The 16,688-nt window shown below is 38.9% G+C and carries 13 protein-coding genes and 1 pseudogene; 12 read left to right on the forward strand and 2 right to left on the reverse strand.

The genetic code is table 11. The features are described from left to right. The first annotated feature begins 147 nt into the window (after nucleotides 1–147). From CUU66_RS04100 to CUU66_RS04115, 4 genes are all read left to right on the forward strand, one after another. On the forward strand, nucleotides 148–381 hold the full coding sequence (locus tag CUU66_RS04100; RefSeq protein ID WP_101640405.1) for a hypothetical protein: 234 nt from the start codon (nucleotides 148–150) through the stop codon (nucleotides 379–381). Between the two features lie 521 nt (nucleotides 382–902). After that, nucleotides 903–1,472: a DeoR family transcriptional regulator gene (locus tag CUU66_RS04105; protein WP_101640406.1), complete on the forward strand. Its 570-nt coding sequence runs from the start codon at nucleotides 903–905 to the stop codon at nucleotides 1,470–1,472. A gap of 69 nt (nucleotides 1,473–1,541) precedes the next feature. Beyond that, nucleotides 1,542–3,188, forward strand: coding sequence for a copper resistance protein CopC (locus CUU66_RS04110; RefSeq protein WP_101640407.1), 1,647 nt, complete (start codon nucleotides 1,542–1,544; stop codon nucleotides 3,186–3,188). 20 nt (nucleotides 3,189–3,208) lie between these two features. Continuing rightward, on the forward strand, nucleotides 3,209–3,865 hold the full coding sequence (locus tag CUU66_RS04115) for a YcnI family copper-binding membrane protein (protein WP_101640408.1): 657 nt from the start codon (nucleotides 3,209–3,211) through the stop codon (nucleotides 3,863–3,865). A gap of 359 nt (nucleotides 3,866–4,224) precedes the next feature. Here CUU66_RS04115 and CUU66_RS04120 read toward each other — a convergent pair whose 3' ends face one another. Beyond that, nucleotides 4,225–5,133: a vanadium-dependent haloperoxidase gene (locus CUU66_RS04120; RefSeq protein ID WP_101640409.1), complete on the reverse strand. Its 909-nt coding sequence runs from the start codon at nucleotides 5,131–5,133 to the stop codon at nucleotides 4,225–4,227. A gap of 474 nt (nucleotides 5,134–5,607) precedes the next feature. On the opposite strand from CUU66_RS04120, the gene CUU66_RS04125 reads away from it, so the two are divergent. The 3 genes from CUU66_RS04125 (at nucleotide 5,608) to CUU66_RS04135 (ending at nucleotide 8,738) form a co-directional block, all read left to right on the forward strand. After that, complete coding sequence (locus CUU66_RS04125; protein ID WP_101640410.1) at nucleotides 5,608–6,858, forward strand: Nramp family divalent metal transporter; 1,251 nt, start codon at nucleotides 5,608–5,610, stop codon at nucleotides 6,856–6,858. Between the two features lie 143 nt (nucleotides 6,859–7,001). Next, complete coding sequence (locus CUU66_RS04130; RefSeq protein WP_101640411.1) at nucleotides 7,002–7,874, forward strand: permease; 873 nt, start codon at nucleotides 7,002–7,004, stop codon at nucleotides 7,872–7,874. A gap of 15 nt (nucleotides 7,875–7,889) precedes the next feature. Continuing rightward, nucleotides 7,890–8,738, forward strand: coding sequence for a TIGR03943 family putative permease subunit (locus tag CUU66_RS04135; RefSeq protein WP_101640412.1), 849 nt, complete (start codon nucleotides 7,890–7,892; stop codon nucleotides 8,736–8,738). Nucleotides 8,739–8,938: 200 nt separating this feature from the next. Here CUU66_RS04135 and CUU66_RS25315 read toward each other — a convergent pair. Continuing rightward, nucleotides 8,939–10,572: pseudogene (locus CUU66_RS25315) on the reverse strand (metal ABC transporter solute-binding protein, Zn/Mn family). Between the two features lie 280 nt (nucleotides 10,573–10,852). On the opposite strand from CUU66_RS25315, the gene rpsN reads away from it, so the two are divergent. The 5 genes from rpsN (at nucleotide 10,853) to CUU66_RS04170 (ending at nucleotide 15,037) form a co-directional block, all read left to right on the forward strand. Next, nucleotides 10,853–11,122, forward strand: a complete 270-nt coding sequence (rpsN, locus tag CUU66_RS04150; RefSeq protein ID WP_101640415.1) for a 30S ribosomal protein S14 — start codon at nucleotides 10,853–10,855, stop codon at nucleotides 11,120–11,122. A gap of 72 nt (nucleotides 11,123–11,194) precedes the next feature. After that, nucleotides 11,195–12,379, forward strand: a complete 1,185-nt coding sequence (locus CUU66_RS04155) for a GTP-binding protein (protein WP_101640416.1) — start codon at nucleotides 11,195–11,197, stop codon at nucleotides 12,377–12,379. Nucleotides 12,380–12,432: 53 nt separating this feature from the next. Continuing rightward, complete coding sequence (rpmG, locus tag CUU66_RS04160) at nucleotides 12,433–12,582, forward strand: 50S ribosomal protein L33 (RefSeq protein WP_101640417.1); 150 nt, start codon at nucleotides 12,433–12,435, stop codon at nucleotides 12,580–12,582. A gap of 493 nt (nucleotides 12,583–13,075) precedes the next feature. Next, the gene (locus CUU66_RS04165; RefSeq protein ID WP_101640418.1) at nucleotides 13,076–14,080 is read left to right on the forward strand and encodes a permease; all 1,005 of its coding nucleotides are present in this window, start codon (nucleotides 13,076–13,078) and stop codon (nucleotides 14,078–14,080) included. 12 nt (nucleotides 14,081–14,092) lie between these two features. Beyond that, on the forward strand, nucleotides 14,093–15,037 hold the full coding sequence (locus CUU66_RS04170; RefSeq protein ID WP_101640419.1) for a TIGR03943 family putative permease subunit: 945 nt from the start codon (nucleotides 14,093–14,095) through the stop codon (nucleotides 15,035–15,037). Nucleotides 15,038–16,688 lie beyond the last annotated feature (1,651 nt).

Consider the following 16,688-nt stretch of genomic DNA (forward strand, 5'->3'; position numbering starts at 1 on the left):
AGTATTTTCCGAAATTCCGTTATTATAAGTAAAAAGTTAAAGCAGGCTTATGAAGCCTAAATGTATATTGCCATTCGGCTATTGCAACAATAAAAAGGAAATCTTGGTTTAATATATACATCTCATCGCTAGAGAGAGGGTTTTTATATGACTCAAAAAAACTTATTTAATGAAGAAACTGTCTTGGCTAATATTAAATTAAATGCCAAGCTGGAGGATAATAGAGTCAGGGCTTCGAAAGAAGGAATGCCTGAAGCGGAAAGTACCAATATAAAAATACAAGATGCATTTTACGGAAATGATGAAGATAAACAAGACTTCCCGCCAACTTATATCTACAACAACACTCCAGCTATTAAAGTCACTGGAGATGAGGATTAAACGGTTCAAATTTAGGAAAGACTTCGTCTAACTGAAAATTAAAAAGGATGCCCCCGTGGGACTTCGCATAGATTTCGTCAACTAAACAGTTCGCCCCATACTTATAGAAAAACGATTGAGGCTGGTTGGGACCTAGATCCCGTATAACAAGCGAAGCTTCATACTACAAGAGAGGGGTACCGGTTAGTTCATCATGGTCAGTGTTCAATAAAAAAAACGCCCGATTTGTTCAATCGGTGCGTTTTTTTATTGTACGGGCTAATATGCAATTAAATGGAAAGATTCATAAATAATAGAGAGCATAGTTCTCTCATGCTCTCAAGTTGCTGTAAATATCTTACTGATGATATACACCCAATGATAGGTGCTGCTGGTTAAGGTCAATACTAGACTCTTTATAAAATGGGTTGGGAATGGCTCGGTGAAAAAAAATGTGATTTTCCACCAAATATTCACATTTGTTCATGATTCCATGTTGTATAAAGGTGCTTCCTATTCTATTCTGAGGTAGGGGGGAAGTTATGTTACCGATTGAACGGCAGCGACAAATATTGTCCTGGTTAAAAAAAGAAGACACCTTGTCCATCACAGACATCAGCAGGCGTTTAAGTGTATCCGAGATGACCGTTTACCGAGATATTAAACCGTTAATTGAAGAGAATGAGATTGTTAAAACAACGGGCGGAATTACGTTAATGAAAAAAATTTCTTCCAACTCATGTGCTTATTGTTTAAGGCAGTCTGAGAACCGCCATTCAGTTCAAATCATAACGAACGATTTAAAAGTAGAGCAATTATGTTGCCCTCATTGCGGTTTGCTGCATTATGCAGATATAAAATCTGAGGTATCCCAAATCATATGTCGTGATTTTCTAAAAAACACAACCATAAGTGCACGAATGGCATACTTCCTGTTCGATGCCGATTTTGAGCTGAACTGCTGCCTTCCGCAGGTGATAGCCTTTGAGTCAGAAAAGCATGCCAAACAATTTCAAAAAGGCTTTGGAGGAACCATTTTTAGATTTGAAGCGGCAGTGAGTGAAATTTTGTTAAGGATGAGTGGTAACACAGGATGTTCATGCAAATACTAAAATAGTTATAATCGTTTCCATTTCAGGCGAAGTCAGTAACCGACTGTTAAGGAGGTGAACCACTGAATCGTGAAAAAGAAAAGTTACGCAGTTCTTTTACTAATCGCTGTATTGTTATTGACCTGTCCTTCTTTTTCGTTTGCTCATGCATACATAAAAAAGTCAGTTCCATCGGAGAATGAAACACTGGTAAATTCTCCACCAAAAGTTTCCATTCAATTTAATGAAACGATTCAATCCGCCTTTACTTCGATAGAGGTATACGATGCTGGAGGAAAACGGGTTGATAAAAAAAATGGGCAAGTAAATGCTAAGATCCCGTCTATCATTGAAGCATCACTGAAACCGAATTTGCCAGAAGGGGTTTACAGCACTCATTGGAGGGCTGTTTCAAGTGACGGACATCCTGTGCAGGGAGTCATCCCATTTCAAATAGGAGCGAAAAGCTCGCAGCCTGTTCTTTCGTCCAAGGAATCAGCCGGATACACCCCGCATTGGGATCTAATCGTCATACGCTGGATCCACTATGTCAGTAACGCTTGCATTGTCGGTGTGCTGTTTTTTAACCAGTTTTTATTGCCAAAGGAACCAAGAAAACATATAGCATTGGAAAAGAACTTTTCTAGTGTGTTACGAGTTTCCCTTATTTTCCTGGTTATTAGTGTTATTCTTAGTTTTCCACTCCAGGCAACGATTGAATCGGATCAATCATGGCTAGAGGTGTTCAACGTTGCGACGCTTACTGAGCTATTAACAAACACGTCATTTGGTCAGATTTGGATGGTTCAGATTGTGTTATTGGTGTTTCTTGGTTTTGCTTGTTTTGGTGTAACAGGTAACCAATTTAATAAACGGTTGTTTGTTTGGGCTTCATTTGCGATCAGCGTGGCATTGTTACTGACAAAATCGTTCACGAGTCACGCTGCTACATCAGAAAACAATATCCTGCCTGTTTCAATGGACTTTCTCCATTTATTCGCTGCTTCCATATGGATCGGCAGCCTAACGGCGATGGTATCCCTTTTCGCAAAAAGCAGGAAGTCAACATCTCAAGAACAAGATGGTGAAATCATTCAAAGGTTTTCAGCTTGGGGCATTGGTACGGTAGTAGTGCTCACCCTAACGGGTCTCTATGGCAGCTTTTTGCACATTCCAAATCTGGACAGTCTTTTCAATACGGGTTACGGCCGAGTTTTGTGCGGTAAAGTTATCCTCTTTATGATCATGCTTTTATTCGCAACCAATAATTTTCTAAGTGGTAGACAGAACAGACAAAAGGGGCTGAAACCATCTATATGGGCGGAGCTGAAAACTGGACTTATTGTACTTGCCCTGTCGGTGATTTTAACCAATATGCTTACACCTGTGGCAAAGCCTCCTGGAGACTTTCAAGAAACAAAAACATTAGAAAGCGGCAATCGAATCTCTTTTCAGATTACTCCTAATCGTACTGGCGAGAATGTGTTTGAGGTAACCTTAAGCGACCCTAACGGGGAGACTATTAAAAATATAGAACAAGCAACGCTTAAGTTTGAATCACTGGACATGGAGATGGCCGAACAAACGGTTACCCTTAACAAAATGGCCGATGGTAAATACGCCTACAAGGGCATGGATTTAAATATGGAAGGGAAATGGACCCTTACGGTACATGTCCTTACTAAAAACCTAGAAACAATGGATGCAGAATTTATAACAAAAGTGGTAAGTCCATAAAATGCAATGGAGGAATTTTAATGAGAAAATATGCGAAGAACAAAATGATTAAATTAATGCTGCCAACATTCCTAAGTCTGTTTTTGTTTGCAAGTTTGGCCAGTGCACACGTTACCGTAACACCAGCTTCATCGACAACAGGTGCGTGGGAAACATATACAGTGAAAGTTCCTGTTGAAAAAGAAGTAGCAACCACAAAAATCACGCTAAAAACGCCTAAAGGTGTGGAATTTAAGTCCTATCAACCCGTACCTGGCTGGAAGTTTTCTTCGGAGAAAGACTCTAGCGGTAAAGTGACATCTATCACATTCGAATCCACAGCCGAAGGCATTTTACCTGGTCAGTTCCAACAGTTTGTTTTTGTCGCACAAAACCCAGATACCGCCAGCAAAGCAGCTTGGGACGCTTTTCAATACTATAAAGATGGATCTGTTGTTGAATGGACAGGTGATGAAGGATCCGAAAAGCCACACGCCATCACTGACATAGTGGCAGGTACGGCAGAGGATCATGGCCACGATGCAAATAATGAAAGTGATCAAAAGGACGATAGCAATGATACCAAAGCAGGAGCTGACGAGAACTCTGATTCCTTGCCTTTAATTCTATCCATCATTTCTGCCGTTTTAGCATTAGCAGCACTTGTTGTTGCTTTTAGAAAAAATAATAGATCTTAACAACGAAAAGACTTGGCAACTAATGAATTGCCAAGTCTTTTCCTAACGGGTACATTCGTATTAGCTTAACCAGTTTTTACTGGTTGCTCTTTTTTATAGGACCTATTATTTCAGTAGCCAGGGTAGAACGTACGGGTGCGTTCATACAACCTTCTTCAATTATACCCGTCTGTACAGATTGAGGGAAATCAAAGAAAGCGTCCGGTGCAGGAACATTTTGATCAGAATAAAATAGTGTATAAACCCTTGTGTAAGAGGGCAGTTTTTTAAGCGGTATCTAATGTTCGATTAGTTTAAGTCCTTTTTGTTATTCCACTCCAGGTGGTTACTTAATTCTTCTATCTCCCTAATTTATTCCACTAACTCTTTAAACTCCTCATATACTCTTTCAGCCTGTCCCGTACACGAACACCTTTCGAGGCAGATTGGCACACATCTTCAAAGTCAAATGGAATAATTTGATGGTAAGGAGGGGGTGGCAGTTGTGCATTTCGATCTTCTGTAAATGGCACATCAACAGGCTGTCCATCTGCATTAACCTCTTTTCTGATTTCCTTTATAACTGCCCGTCCTATTGCCTTACCAATTCTAAGCCCTTCGCTTATATCTATTGGAAAATGTACACCCGCATATAAACGGGATACGCCATTTTCCAAAGCAAGTTCCTGTAAGCGATCGGCTTCCGCTGGAAAGAAATAACTAAGTACTTCGGCCGCAGCACCCGAAACGATAGCATGTCCGGAAATATATGAAGGATGGCGGGGAGTACATAGAAGGGGAACGAAATTTGGATTCTGCTGGACAGGGCGAGCAACATCATAACGGTATTTTACCTCCCAGCAAACGACCAAAGCATCTTGGATAGCAGCCTGAGTTATAGCGAGAATTCGTGCAGCACGCGGGCTTGAAATGGAAGTGGGAGGGATACCGACCCTGAAGATTGTATATGTGTCAATTAACCGGTCTATAATTGGTGTCCATTGCTTTGTAACAGCACCGGTTCCCCAATAGACAGCAATACGTTCTTGTTCACGAGTGAGTCTTTTAGCCGTCCGCTCCACTACCTTTAATTCTGCTTGCCAATCAATGGCATTTGGATTTTTCACTTTTGGTAACGGTTTTCCTTTTAGGTCGGAAAACCAGCCGTGATCATCCCTCTTAAGAAAAAAGAGCGGCCAGGTTCCTGCTAAAGGCTCTTCAGGATTCCTTGGAGGTTTTTCTTCTCCGTTATAAGGCGTCTTAGACCAACGCGGATATTTTGTTTTCAATTAATTTAAGCCTCCTTACGAGTTTCAATATAATATGAGGAGCTGTAAGGACAAGTTCTCAATCTAACGAAAAAATGTACAATTGAAAGTAAAAACCTGTCCTAAATACATTTTTATTAATCTAATTGTTTTAGGGTATTTTTCAATAGCTGTATTGCAGGAATTCGATTAGATACTCGGAAACCAGGCTATAAAAAAAGCTTGGTTGAAAGATTAACGCTTTACTTGAAGAATCGATCCAAACTAAGAAAAAATCACTCAATTAGGTGATTAGTTGATTTTTTGTTTAATCCTTCTGCCCCTTGCATTTAGTTATATTGGAATTAGGTAAGGTCCCAAGCCGTCTTCAAAATTGACCCGGACCATGATTTCAAGACTATTTATTTTGACATAATTAGCAGTGTGGTCTTATAATTTACTTAATCAAAAAAAGTTTGCCTAAGGAAACTTATTGTGTGTAAAGAGGGGTCAAAAATGGAGTCTAACAATAATGAATTTCTAATAAGACCGAATCCAAAGGGTCTAAAGAATGTATTACCATACATTGGACCGGCTTTTATAGCTGCAGTCGCTTATATAGATCCTGGTAATTACGCAACTAATATTACTGCTGGTTCTAAATACGGATATACGCTCTTGTGGGTCATTTTCGCATCTAATCTCATGGCGGTGCTTATTCAATCACTTTCTGCTAAGTTAGGTATTGCTACTGGCAAAAATCTGCCTGAGCTTTGCCGAAGCCAATTTTCTAAAAAAACGTCCATCCTTTTATGGATTCAAGCGGAAATTGTCATAATGGCAACCGATTTAGCTGAGTTTATTGGGGCTGCCCTCGGGTTATTTTTGCTTTTTGATATTCCGCTCGTATATTCTGCTCTGATTGCTGCGGTCGGATCGTTTGCCATTCTAGAAATTCAGAGAAAGGGGATGCGGACATTAGAGTTTGTGATTGCAGGGATGATTTTTGTAGTAGTACTAGCATTTGGCATTCAAGTTTTTCATGCTAATCCAAATCCAAGCGGTGTTATTTCTGGCTTGTTTACTCCAAAATTTGAAGGAATAGATAGTGTTTTATTGGCATCAGGTATGCTGGGGGCTACTGTCATGCCTCATGCGATTTATCTGCATTCAGCTCTGACTCAAAAAAGAATTACAGGCTCAACTGAAGTAGAACGGTTACGAATTTTTCGCTTCGAATTAGTAGATGTTTTTTTAGCAATGTTGATTGCAGGTGCTATCAATGCGAGTATGCTTGTTGTATCATCGGCAGTATTTCATAAAAATGGCTTAATTATTGAGGATCTAAATATAGCCTTTCATCAGTTTGGACAATTAATAAGCCCTTTTACAGCCATTTGTTTCGGAGTAGGGTTGCTGGCGGCCGGTTTATCAAGTTCCTCTGTCGGGACTCTGACGGGAGATATAGTGATGCAGGGGTTTATTAAAAGGCATATAAATATTTATGTACGACGATTAATAACAATTATTCCTCCCCTAACTATAATTTTGATAGGAGTTAATCCTTCCAAAGCTCTGGTAATGAGCCAGGTCGTTCTTTCGTTTGGTATTTCATTTGCATTAATTCCTTTAATACTTTTCACCAGTAACAAAGTAATAATGGGTAATCTTGTCAACCGGAGATTAACTACTAACATCGCCTGGGTAATAGCCACACTAATTATTGGACTTAATTTGCTGTTGTTGTTCCAGACGTTTGTTGATTGAAAAGAATTTTTTTAGAATCTAGGATTCTTCAATAATATTGATGTAGAAAGCTCTAATATGAAATCTTAATCTAAACTTAAGCATTGAAGGGTAAACTGACTTTTTGGCCTAGTTATATAAGTAGTACGGAGATGAATTAAAACATGAATCAATCATTATTACAAATGAATACCGTTTTTGTCAGTATTCTAATTGAAGCTATTCCTTTTATTTTGTTGGCAGTAGTTATCTCAGGTGTCATCCAGATATTCGTTACTGAAGAAATGCTGGCAAAGATCATACCGAAAAATCGTTTTTTATCCGTCCTGGTCACCATGTTGTTGGGTATTTTCTTCCCTTCATGTGAATGCGGGATTGTCCCATTGACTAAAAGGTTAATATCTAAAGGAGTGCCCGTACATGCAGGAGTAGCATTTATGCTCACTGCACCTGTTATAAATCCTGTGGTTGTAATGAGCACGTATGCTGCATTCGGAAACAGCTGGAAGATGGTGGGATATAGATGCGGAATATCCTGCCTGGTTTCTTTTTTTACAAGCATTTCCCTGTCTTTTCACTTCAAGGGAAGTGGATTAAAACACGAAATACAGAGTATGCCCCATACTTCAAAGGCGAGCTTTAAGTCTAAATTCGATGATATGATTGGTCATTCGATCGAGGAGTTTTTTTCAGTAGGTAAATTCGTCATCATGGGTGCCCTGATAGCTGCAGCCATGCAGACTTTTATTAAGACATCTACTTTAGTGGAAATTGGCCATGGAAAAGTCGGTGCAGTATTATTGATGATGGTTCTAGCTTTTATTCTTTCTGTTTGTTCATCAGCTGACGCGTTTATTGCATCTTCTTTCCGAAGTACATTCAGCACAGGTTCAATCGTGGCTTTTTTAGTATTTGGACCTATCTTTGATATTAAGAATCTATTGATGCTTATGGGTACATTCAAGAAAAAGTTTGTATATATGCTGCTAATGTATACTTCTACAATTACCATCATCGGAGCACTCATTTTTTTCTAGGAAGGGAAGCAGGTTATGAGACGAGTCTTTATTCTAATGGGCTTTGCTTTTATCTTTATGCATTTACATGTAACAGGGCAGATCTCAAAATACATTAATATGAAGTATTCCAACATTTCATGGTTTGCTATGGGTCTATTATTCTTTTTAATGTTTTACCAGTGGTATCTCGTTTCCAAAAGAGACAAAGAACATGAGGAGCATCATAGCCATTGTCATTGTCATGACCATGATGGCCACAGTCATTCTGAGGATACATGGTTCAGTAAAATAGGGACTTCTGCGTTAATGATTTTCCCTATATTCTCTGTTCTATTTATTCCAGCAGCAACATTGAACTCTACAATGATTGAAGCAAAAGGTTTCAACTTTCCCATCATACAGGACAAGGATCCATCGAGTATTCATCAGTTCCTGGCACCTGATACAAGCTATTACTATCAAAGCGAAGATTATACGGACATGATTGATGCTTCACTAAAAAAAGTAAAAAATACCGATTCTATAGTCATCAATGATAAAAATTATCTGCAGGTAATGGAGCTCATCTATCACTCACCAGGTTTGTTTATGGGGAAACACATTCAGTTTCAAGGCTTTTCGTATAAGAATGAATTTGTCCAACATAATCAGCTATTCCTGTTCCGTTTTGGAATCATTCACTGTCTTGCAGACTCGGGAGTATATGGGATGCTTGTCGACTTCCCCAAAACGATGAACATACAGAATGATCAGTGGATCCAAGCCGAGGGGACTTTAAGTTCGATTTACTATCAACCGTTCAAGAGGAACATCCCACTGTTAAAAGTTGATTCGTGGGAGCACATTCAGAAACCGAGTGAGGAATATGTTTATAAGCAATAGGGCCACTTCTAGAGTGAGTAACTTTATTAGATATGGGAAAGAAATGGTTTTCCTCCTAGCGGGGAAGGTGGAGGAAAAGGTTTACACAAATAGGTGCATCTGACGGAGGAACGTAAAAATAATACGAGGAAAAAATAATGTCAACAGACATTATTTTTTCACTCGATGAACTAAAGGTTTCATTATTACCAATTTACAAATTAATGTGCAAGCATTTCATCTGTAATTTCTTTTCCGCTTGAGTGAGAAGGATAATAAGTTGGCCAATTGTCTAATTCTTTTAATAGAGTGTCATGCTCACTATCCCCAAAATAGATATGGAAATGTTCTGCTTTGGTCGGATAAATGCTATGATCACTGAATTGAATGTGTTTTGGCAGTCCGTTTGCATCTCCAACTAAATCAAAAAGATAACGAACCCCTCTATTTCCCGCTTCATAATTCAAGACTTCGTATCCATGATACTTATATTCTCCTGTTTTTCGTTCTCCATTTTTATAGAAAGTTAGAGTATTGCCTTTAATAATGATCCGTTCAACGTCTGTTTTATACCCAACTTTATAATATTCTTTGTACTCTTCAAAGGTTTTATCTTTATTTGTTTCCACTTTTTTTGTAGTACCCCGTCTAGAGATCCATTTAATAAGTAAGGATAGACAGATTGCCAATCACCTTCCCAATCTGATAATTCCCTATCATCTATTTCAGAGTCTTTAAAAATTCCTGAATAAATTTCTTGGCTTTTTTCATCATCATGACCATGAGCATGACTGTGGTCATGGGCATCGTTCGTACTTGCTGTAGCTGCAGAACTTAAAGCCGTCTTAATTGTTTTAAGGTTTTTCCTCATGATCGTAAAGTAATCATCATTGTTCTTGATATTTTCATCTGTTATTGCTTCAAGATTGTGCAGCGTTAAAGATTTTAGGCCAAGTTGTTCCTGGATTGTCTTGGCTATTTTTGGCTTAGCATTTTGTTCAAAGATTACATAACGAAGGTTATGTTCTTTGGTTTCATCAATAATAGTTTTTAATTCCTTTTGTGACGGTTCCTGTGTAGGTGATAAACCTGCAATGCTTATCTGCTCTATTCCATATCGTTTTTCCCAATAACCATAGGCAGCATGTGATACTAATAAATCCTTGCCAGGTGATTGTTCAATCACCGTTTGAAATTCGTCATTGAGCTTGTTTAGTTCTTTATTTAAACTGTTGAAATTAGTTTCAAACTCATCTTTATGCTCTGGCATTAATTCTGTTAACGTATTTTTAATATTGCTGGCTAACTCAGCGGCAAGTATAGGGTCTAACCAAACATGCGGGTCATAATCTCCATGGTCATGTCCCTCGTGTTCACTGTGTGCTTCTTCTTCTGGATGCTCTTCTTCCTCGTGCCCGCTATGTGCTTCTTCTGAATGTTCATGTTCACTATGAGAGGAGGGCAGCAGTTCAAGTCCCTCTGCAGCTTTAAGAGTTTTTACTTTTTCTTTTTGCAGCATTTCTGTCGCTTTCTCAGCAAAGCCTTCCACACCAACTCCAGTATAAATAAACAAATCAGAGTCAGCCAGCTTTGTTAGATCCTTTGTAGAAGGCTCATATGAATGTGCATCCACATTTGGGGGATAGATACTATGTACGTCAACAAAGTCTCCGCCGATTTTTTTGGTAAAATCCTCAAGAGGGTAGATCGTCGTGTAAACATCTAATGTTTTACTCTCATTCTTCTTATCATCCTTTGAAGCCGTGTCTGAGCCGCCGCAGCCACCCAGGATTAAACTAGACAATAAGACAGATGTGGTTACTATCCTTTTTAAATTCATATCTAAATCTCCCATACTCTTAATTTTTGTCACTAATAAAACAAATCGTAATGATGACGATTTACATTCTAGATCATTTTTATGTCATTGTAAATAGAAATATTCATTAGGATTTATCATAAAAAGTTCAGTGTCAAAGAAATGGAATGATTTAGCTTGATTTTATAAAAAATATATTCTAAGATGTAAATCGTAACCGTTCTGATTTGTGGTGATGTTTAAAATTAGTCACAGAGAGAGAATAAATGAATGAATCTTTAAAATATAAAGGAAAAATTTATTCAAGGAGGCAACTATGGCAAAAAAGTCAAAAATAGTGAAAGAACTTAAAAGACAAAATATGGTAGAAAAATATCAATTGATACGTAAAGAATTAAAAGAAAAAGGGGATTACATTGCTTTAAGCAAACTGCCTCGTGACTCTGCTCCTTCAAGGTTACATAATCGATGCCAGTTAACAGGAAGACCCCGCGGGTTTATGAGAAAATTTAGGCTGTCCCGTATCGCTTTTCGTGAACTGGCCCACAAAGGACAGATTCCTGGTGTGAAAAAATCCAGCTGGTAAAGGGAAGTTTAGGGAACCGGATTAATTATAAAGTTTAAATCGGAATCGTTTTGATTTAATAGGAGGGTTATAATGACTGCCAAAGTAAAAGTTACTGTTTTAAGCGGATATTTAGGTGCAGGAAAAACAACGCTGTTAAACCATATTTTATCTAACCGTGAACATAAAAAGATTGCTGTCATAGTGAATGACATGAGTGAAATTAACATTGATGCTTCTCTAATTAAGCAAGGAGGGTTCTCTCGTACAGAGGAACAGCTTGTGGAGCTTCAGAATGGATGTATCTGCTGTACATTAAGAGAAGACTTAATGGTCGAAGTGAAAAAGCTTGTGCGTAACGGGGATATTGACTATATCATCATTGAGTCCAGCGGTATTTCGGAACCCATACCTGTAGCTCAGACCTTTACATATATTGATGAAGATTTAGGCATCAACTTATCCGAATATTGCCAGTTGGATAATATGGTAACGGTTGTGGATGCCAATCGATTCTGGAAGGATTTTGCATCAGGAGAAAGCTTGCTGGAACGAAAGCAGGCAGTTAATGATAGTGATGATCGAGAAATCGTTGATTTATTAATGGACCAGATTGAATTTGCAAATGTTCTAGTCCTGAATAAAATTGATTTAGTACAAAAAGAGGAGGTTACTGAATTAAAGTCACTTCTTCAAAAGCTTAATCCAGATGCAAAGATTGTAGAAACAGTTAAGGCAAAGGCTGTATTAGATGATATTTTGGATACAGATCTGTTTGATTTTGACAGAGTTAGTCAAGGAGCTGGCTGGATTAAGGAGTTAAACGAAGAGCATACTCCAGAAACAGAAGAGTACGGAATCTCTTCTTTCGTTTATCGAAGGAAGCTGCCATTCCATCCTGATCGATTAAGAGTATGGTTAGAAAACTGGCCTGTAGAAATTGTCCGGGCTAAAGGTTTTTTCTGGTTAGCCACACGGAGCAGCCATGCCGGATTTTTGTCTCAAGCGGGTCCCTCTATTACTATACAAGGAGCCGGACAGTGGATTGTTTCTCTGCCTGCAGAGGAAAGAGAACAAATCTTAATGGAAGAGCCGGAGCTATTAATGAACTGGGATCAAGAATTTGGAGATAAAATGACAGAACTTGTATTCATTGGTGTAAAAATGAACAAAGATGAAATTGAGAAATTGTTAGATATATGTCTTTTAACTGATGAAGAAATGAAAATGGATTGGAGTAATCTCCAGGATAATCTTCCAGAGTTTAATCTAATCTGATAAGAAACAGACGAAAGAGAGTAATACGAATCTAATTTAATTGGAGGAAAAAAATGAGAGTTAAAATTACGCTTGCTTGTACGGAAACAGGTGACAGGAATTATATAACCACTAAGAATAAAAGGACACATCCAGATCGCGTGGAACTGGTAAAATATTGTCCTCGTTTGAAGAGACGGACCTTACATCGTGAAACAAAATAAATAAAAAGTGGCTGCTTTACGCAGCCAATCAGACTGTAGACAAACTCGAGGAAACTCAGGTTTGCCTGCAGTCTTTTTAAGATTTAATCTGTTCTTGAAACTGGTCTATTGATTGCAGTGAAGGGCACTCGCTTTCCGCGGGTCGGGCGGTGAACCTCCTCGGCACTGTGCGCCTGCAGGGCCTCACCTGTCCGGCTGCTCTTGCAGGAGTCTCGCGCCTGGAACGTAGATCAACAGGGTTCTTTACCTATAGTTTAGCAGTGGAACCCAAGGGGTCCGTAATGAGTGCATTCCGAACCCCTTTTTTCGACAAACCGAGTGGCTGCTTTCGCCGCCACTTTTTACTTCTAAATTAACAAAACACCTACACATAAAGTCATTTACAAATTAATAATCTTATTATAGAATGTAAACCGTAATAATTTCGGTTTATAAAGGCGTGCGGAAGTTTCCAAATGATTAAAATCCTAAAAACTACAATTAGGAGGTTCAGATGAATAAAGTTTTTCGTGTAAATATTATCGATATTACTGGAATGGCAATTGTAATTTTAACTTTGCTATTTTTTTCTTATAGTACAGGCTTCAAAGGCACCTTTAATTTTCCTCCTTCTGTGTTAAATTTAAATACGATCTTTCTCAGTATATTGATTGAAGCTCTGCCTTTTGTACTAATTGGTGTATTGATTGCAGGTTTTATTCAAATTTTCGTGACCGAAGAGCATATTCAAAGGTGGATTCCCAAAAATAAAATCCTGGCAGTCATCATGAGTTGTATTGTGGGAGCCGTATTTCCTGCTTGTGAATGTGGAATTGTACCGATTGTCCGCAGACTTGTGTCAAAGGGAGTACCTATTCACGCTGCAATGGGATTTATGTTAACAGGTCCTCTCATCAACCCGATTGTCATTGCTTCTACATATATGGCGTTCGGCAATGATTTTAAGATTGCTGGACTGAGGATGGGTTTAGGTTTTCTTATAGCTGTCATAGTCTCATTGGCGGTCAGTTTCCTGTTTAAAGGAAATCAATTGAAAGCATCAGCCGGCATCGAGGCATCCTCTACCCATGTACATACTGACAAAGGATCCTTTGGCAGCCGATTATGGTCCATGCTTACACATTCCATCGATGAGTTTTTTGATATGGCGAAATACTTGATCATGGGTGCTTTTTTAGCAGCTCTGGTACAAACTTATATGCCTGCCAAAACACTGTTAGAAGCGGGAAATGGGCCGGTTACCTCTCTACTGGTCATGATGGGGTTAGCTTACGTCTTATCCTTATGTTCGGAGGCGGATGCTTTTATTGGGGCTTCCTTCAGCAGCATTTTTCCTACCTCATCCATCTTGGGATTCTTAATATTTGGGCCCATGATTGATTTAAAAAATACTTTAATGATGCTAAGTGTATTTAGATTTAAGTTTGTTGCTGGAATGCTTACTTTGGTGATATCGATAATCTTTATTACCATAATGATCGCCCAAAGATTTTTATAAGGAGGAGAGAGTGTGACATTCCATTTTCAGCAGGCTGTTAGAGCAGTCATTTTACTAGCATTTTCGGGGATGCTTTTCATGCTGCATTTCTCTGGAGACATCACAAAGCTTATCAATCCTAAATATGTGGGGTTAAGCCAGTCAGCTTCTATCATATTCTTATTCTTATTCTTTATCCAAATCACTAGAATATGGACAGACACTGGGAAAAGCCATCATCATTGTCATGACGATCATGCCTGCGGTCATGATCACGGCGATTCATCCTTTAATGCCAAAAAGCTGATTTCCTATGCGGTCATTGTTGTCCCTATATTAACGGGTTTTTTCCTCCCTGCGAAGGTTCTTGATGCCTCGATTGCAAATAAGAAGGGCGGTATGGCAGTTTTGTCCCATCAAAATCAAAATCCTCAAGAAAAAAAAGATTCAAGTGATTCCAAAACTGCAACTTCAGAGGACCTGAGCCAGAGTGCAGAAGACAATATTTCTGTGAAAGATGATGTGATCGATCCTGGATTAGCAAGCCGAGAAGAAGTATCCAAGGAAAAATATGATCAGTTAATTAAAAAGCTCCAACAAAGCCCTAAAATCAAAATGAATGACTATGTTTATGCTGCATACTATGAGGAAATTAGTAAGGATATAAAAAAGTTTAAGGGAAGAAAGATTGAATTAAAGGGATTTGTGTATAAAGAGGATGGGTTCGGACCAAATCAACTCGTAATCTCAAGGTTTTTAATTACCCATTGTGTGGCGGATGCCAGTATCATAGGCTTTCTTTCTGAAATTCCGGATGCTTCTTCTTTAAAAGAGGATACATGGATTGAAGCAACTGGTATTTTGGATGTCACTACTTATAATGGGACAGAACTTCCTACGATAAAAATAACTGACTTGAAAAAGACCAGTGAGCCAAAGGAACCTTATCTCTATCCTATAAATGTAAAACTGCTATAAATCAAAATAATAGAGTTGATGATAGGAAAGTCCCCTTATTAAATGATAATTCAATAGGTAGTTATATAAAGAGGATCTCTGTTGGACAGGAATCATCTTGTGTTCAATTGAAAGGATTTTTTAGGTTCCAGCAGATGCCACTAGGCTCCGGTAGTTTTAAAGAAAGGCTGTTTTCGAAAACTTTGTTGTTATTGAACAAGGGGTTGATTGGAACGTGAGGATGCCCGCTTTCCGCGGGGCGGGCGCCCGAGCCTCCTCGGCTTCGCCTGTGGGGTCTCACCTGATCGAAAAGCGGAGGACGGTGCTTTTCAAGAGATCGATTCAAAAGCTGATTGATGATCTTTTCTAACTAGAGGCAAAACACTAAAAGAAAAGCAGACACCTGATAAAGAAGACAGAAGCTTAGTCGCCCTTACCACGCTCCTACCGCCACGTCCTGTGGCCCCGCCTGGCTCGCACATCCTGTGCATCGTGCGTTAGCCCGGCATAAGACGAGCGGCAGTGAAAGGCCGATTTTGCCTGTTAATGGCGATTGGCTAGACCCGCGGTGTCAGTCCGGAGTGGACAATACCCGCTGCTCCCGCACAGAAAAGCGGAAAGCGGTGCCTGCTCAGGCATATAAATATTAAACGCTCAGTGTTAATCCCAATAGATATAAAATTCTAAACAAAGTGGCAGGCAGAGACCCGATAAAGAAGACTTGCTGATTGGCGAACGACAGTGAAGACAGAAGCTTAGTCGCACTTACCACGCTCGAACGCCACGTCCTGTGGCCACGCCTGGCTTGCACATCCTGTGCTTCGTGCGTCAGCCAAGCAGTGGGGAGGGCTTTTCTCCCCATGGACGGATTGGCTTATGACTCGAGGGTCTCAGCTTGTAGCTGGATCAAGGAGTCTCGCTCCTTACGTTCCAATCAACCTGTTTAACAATAGAGTTTGTTCACAGAACTTATTAAAAAAACAACAATCTTTTAGAAAAGAGCCTAAAGAAAAGATAGATATAGTTTGAGATGCTGTTGCTTAATTGGTTACAGTTGAAAATTGTAAGGCTACCTAGAGCAGTCCTTTTCTTGCTCTTCTAACATGGGCATTGAATACAGAACCCAGTTTAGAAGGTTTAAAAAATCTTTTTGAACTACAGTGTGTTAAATTAATAACCAATGGTCAAAGGACGAGACCAACATTGGGGCCGGAATTAATACCGGGCGATATAATATACTTTTATTCCAAGCTCTATTTAAAGCACTGGTTTCCAGGATATTGAGCTAGATCTAAAATACCTGGAGAAAGTCCTGCCATATATTCACAAGCTATGGGAAAGGTACATCTTGAAAGCATATATGAAGGCCGGAACAGTCTTCAGGTATGATGGGAAAGGTGTGCATCGGAAGTTTATATAAAGAAAGAACTGCTGATGCTGTTGTGTGAAGTTCTTTCTTTATATAAGCATTATTTAATTAGTTTTAAAAATCATAAAAATACATTGCCTTATTTGAGGCTGGGACAAAACCTCCTCTGAAGTGAAAAAGCCAGTGGAATTTTACTCATCGTAAAATTTCACTGGCTTTGTTTATTTTTTGAATAAAAATAAGGACACCTTCTGTTAAAATTAAGTTACCACACAAAATCCATACAGAAAGAAGTGTCCTTAT

Origin of the sequence: Peribacillus deserti (genome assembly GCF_002863585.1) — a bacterium.
In the GTDB taxonomy this organism is placed as follows: Bacteria; Bacillota; Bacilli; order Bacillales; family DSM-1321; genus Paraperibacillus; species Paraperibacillus deserti_A.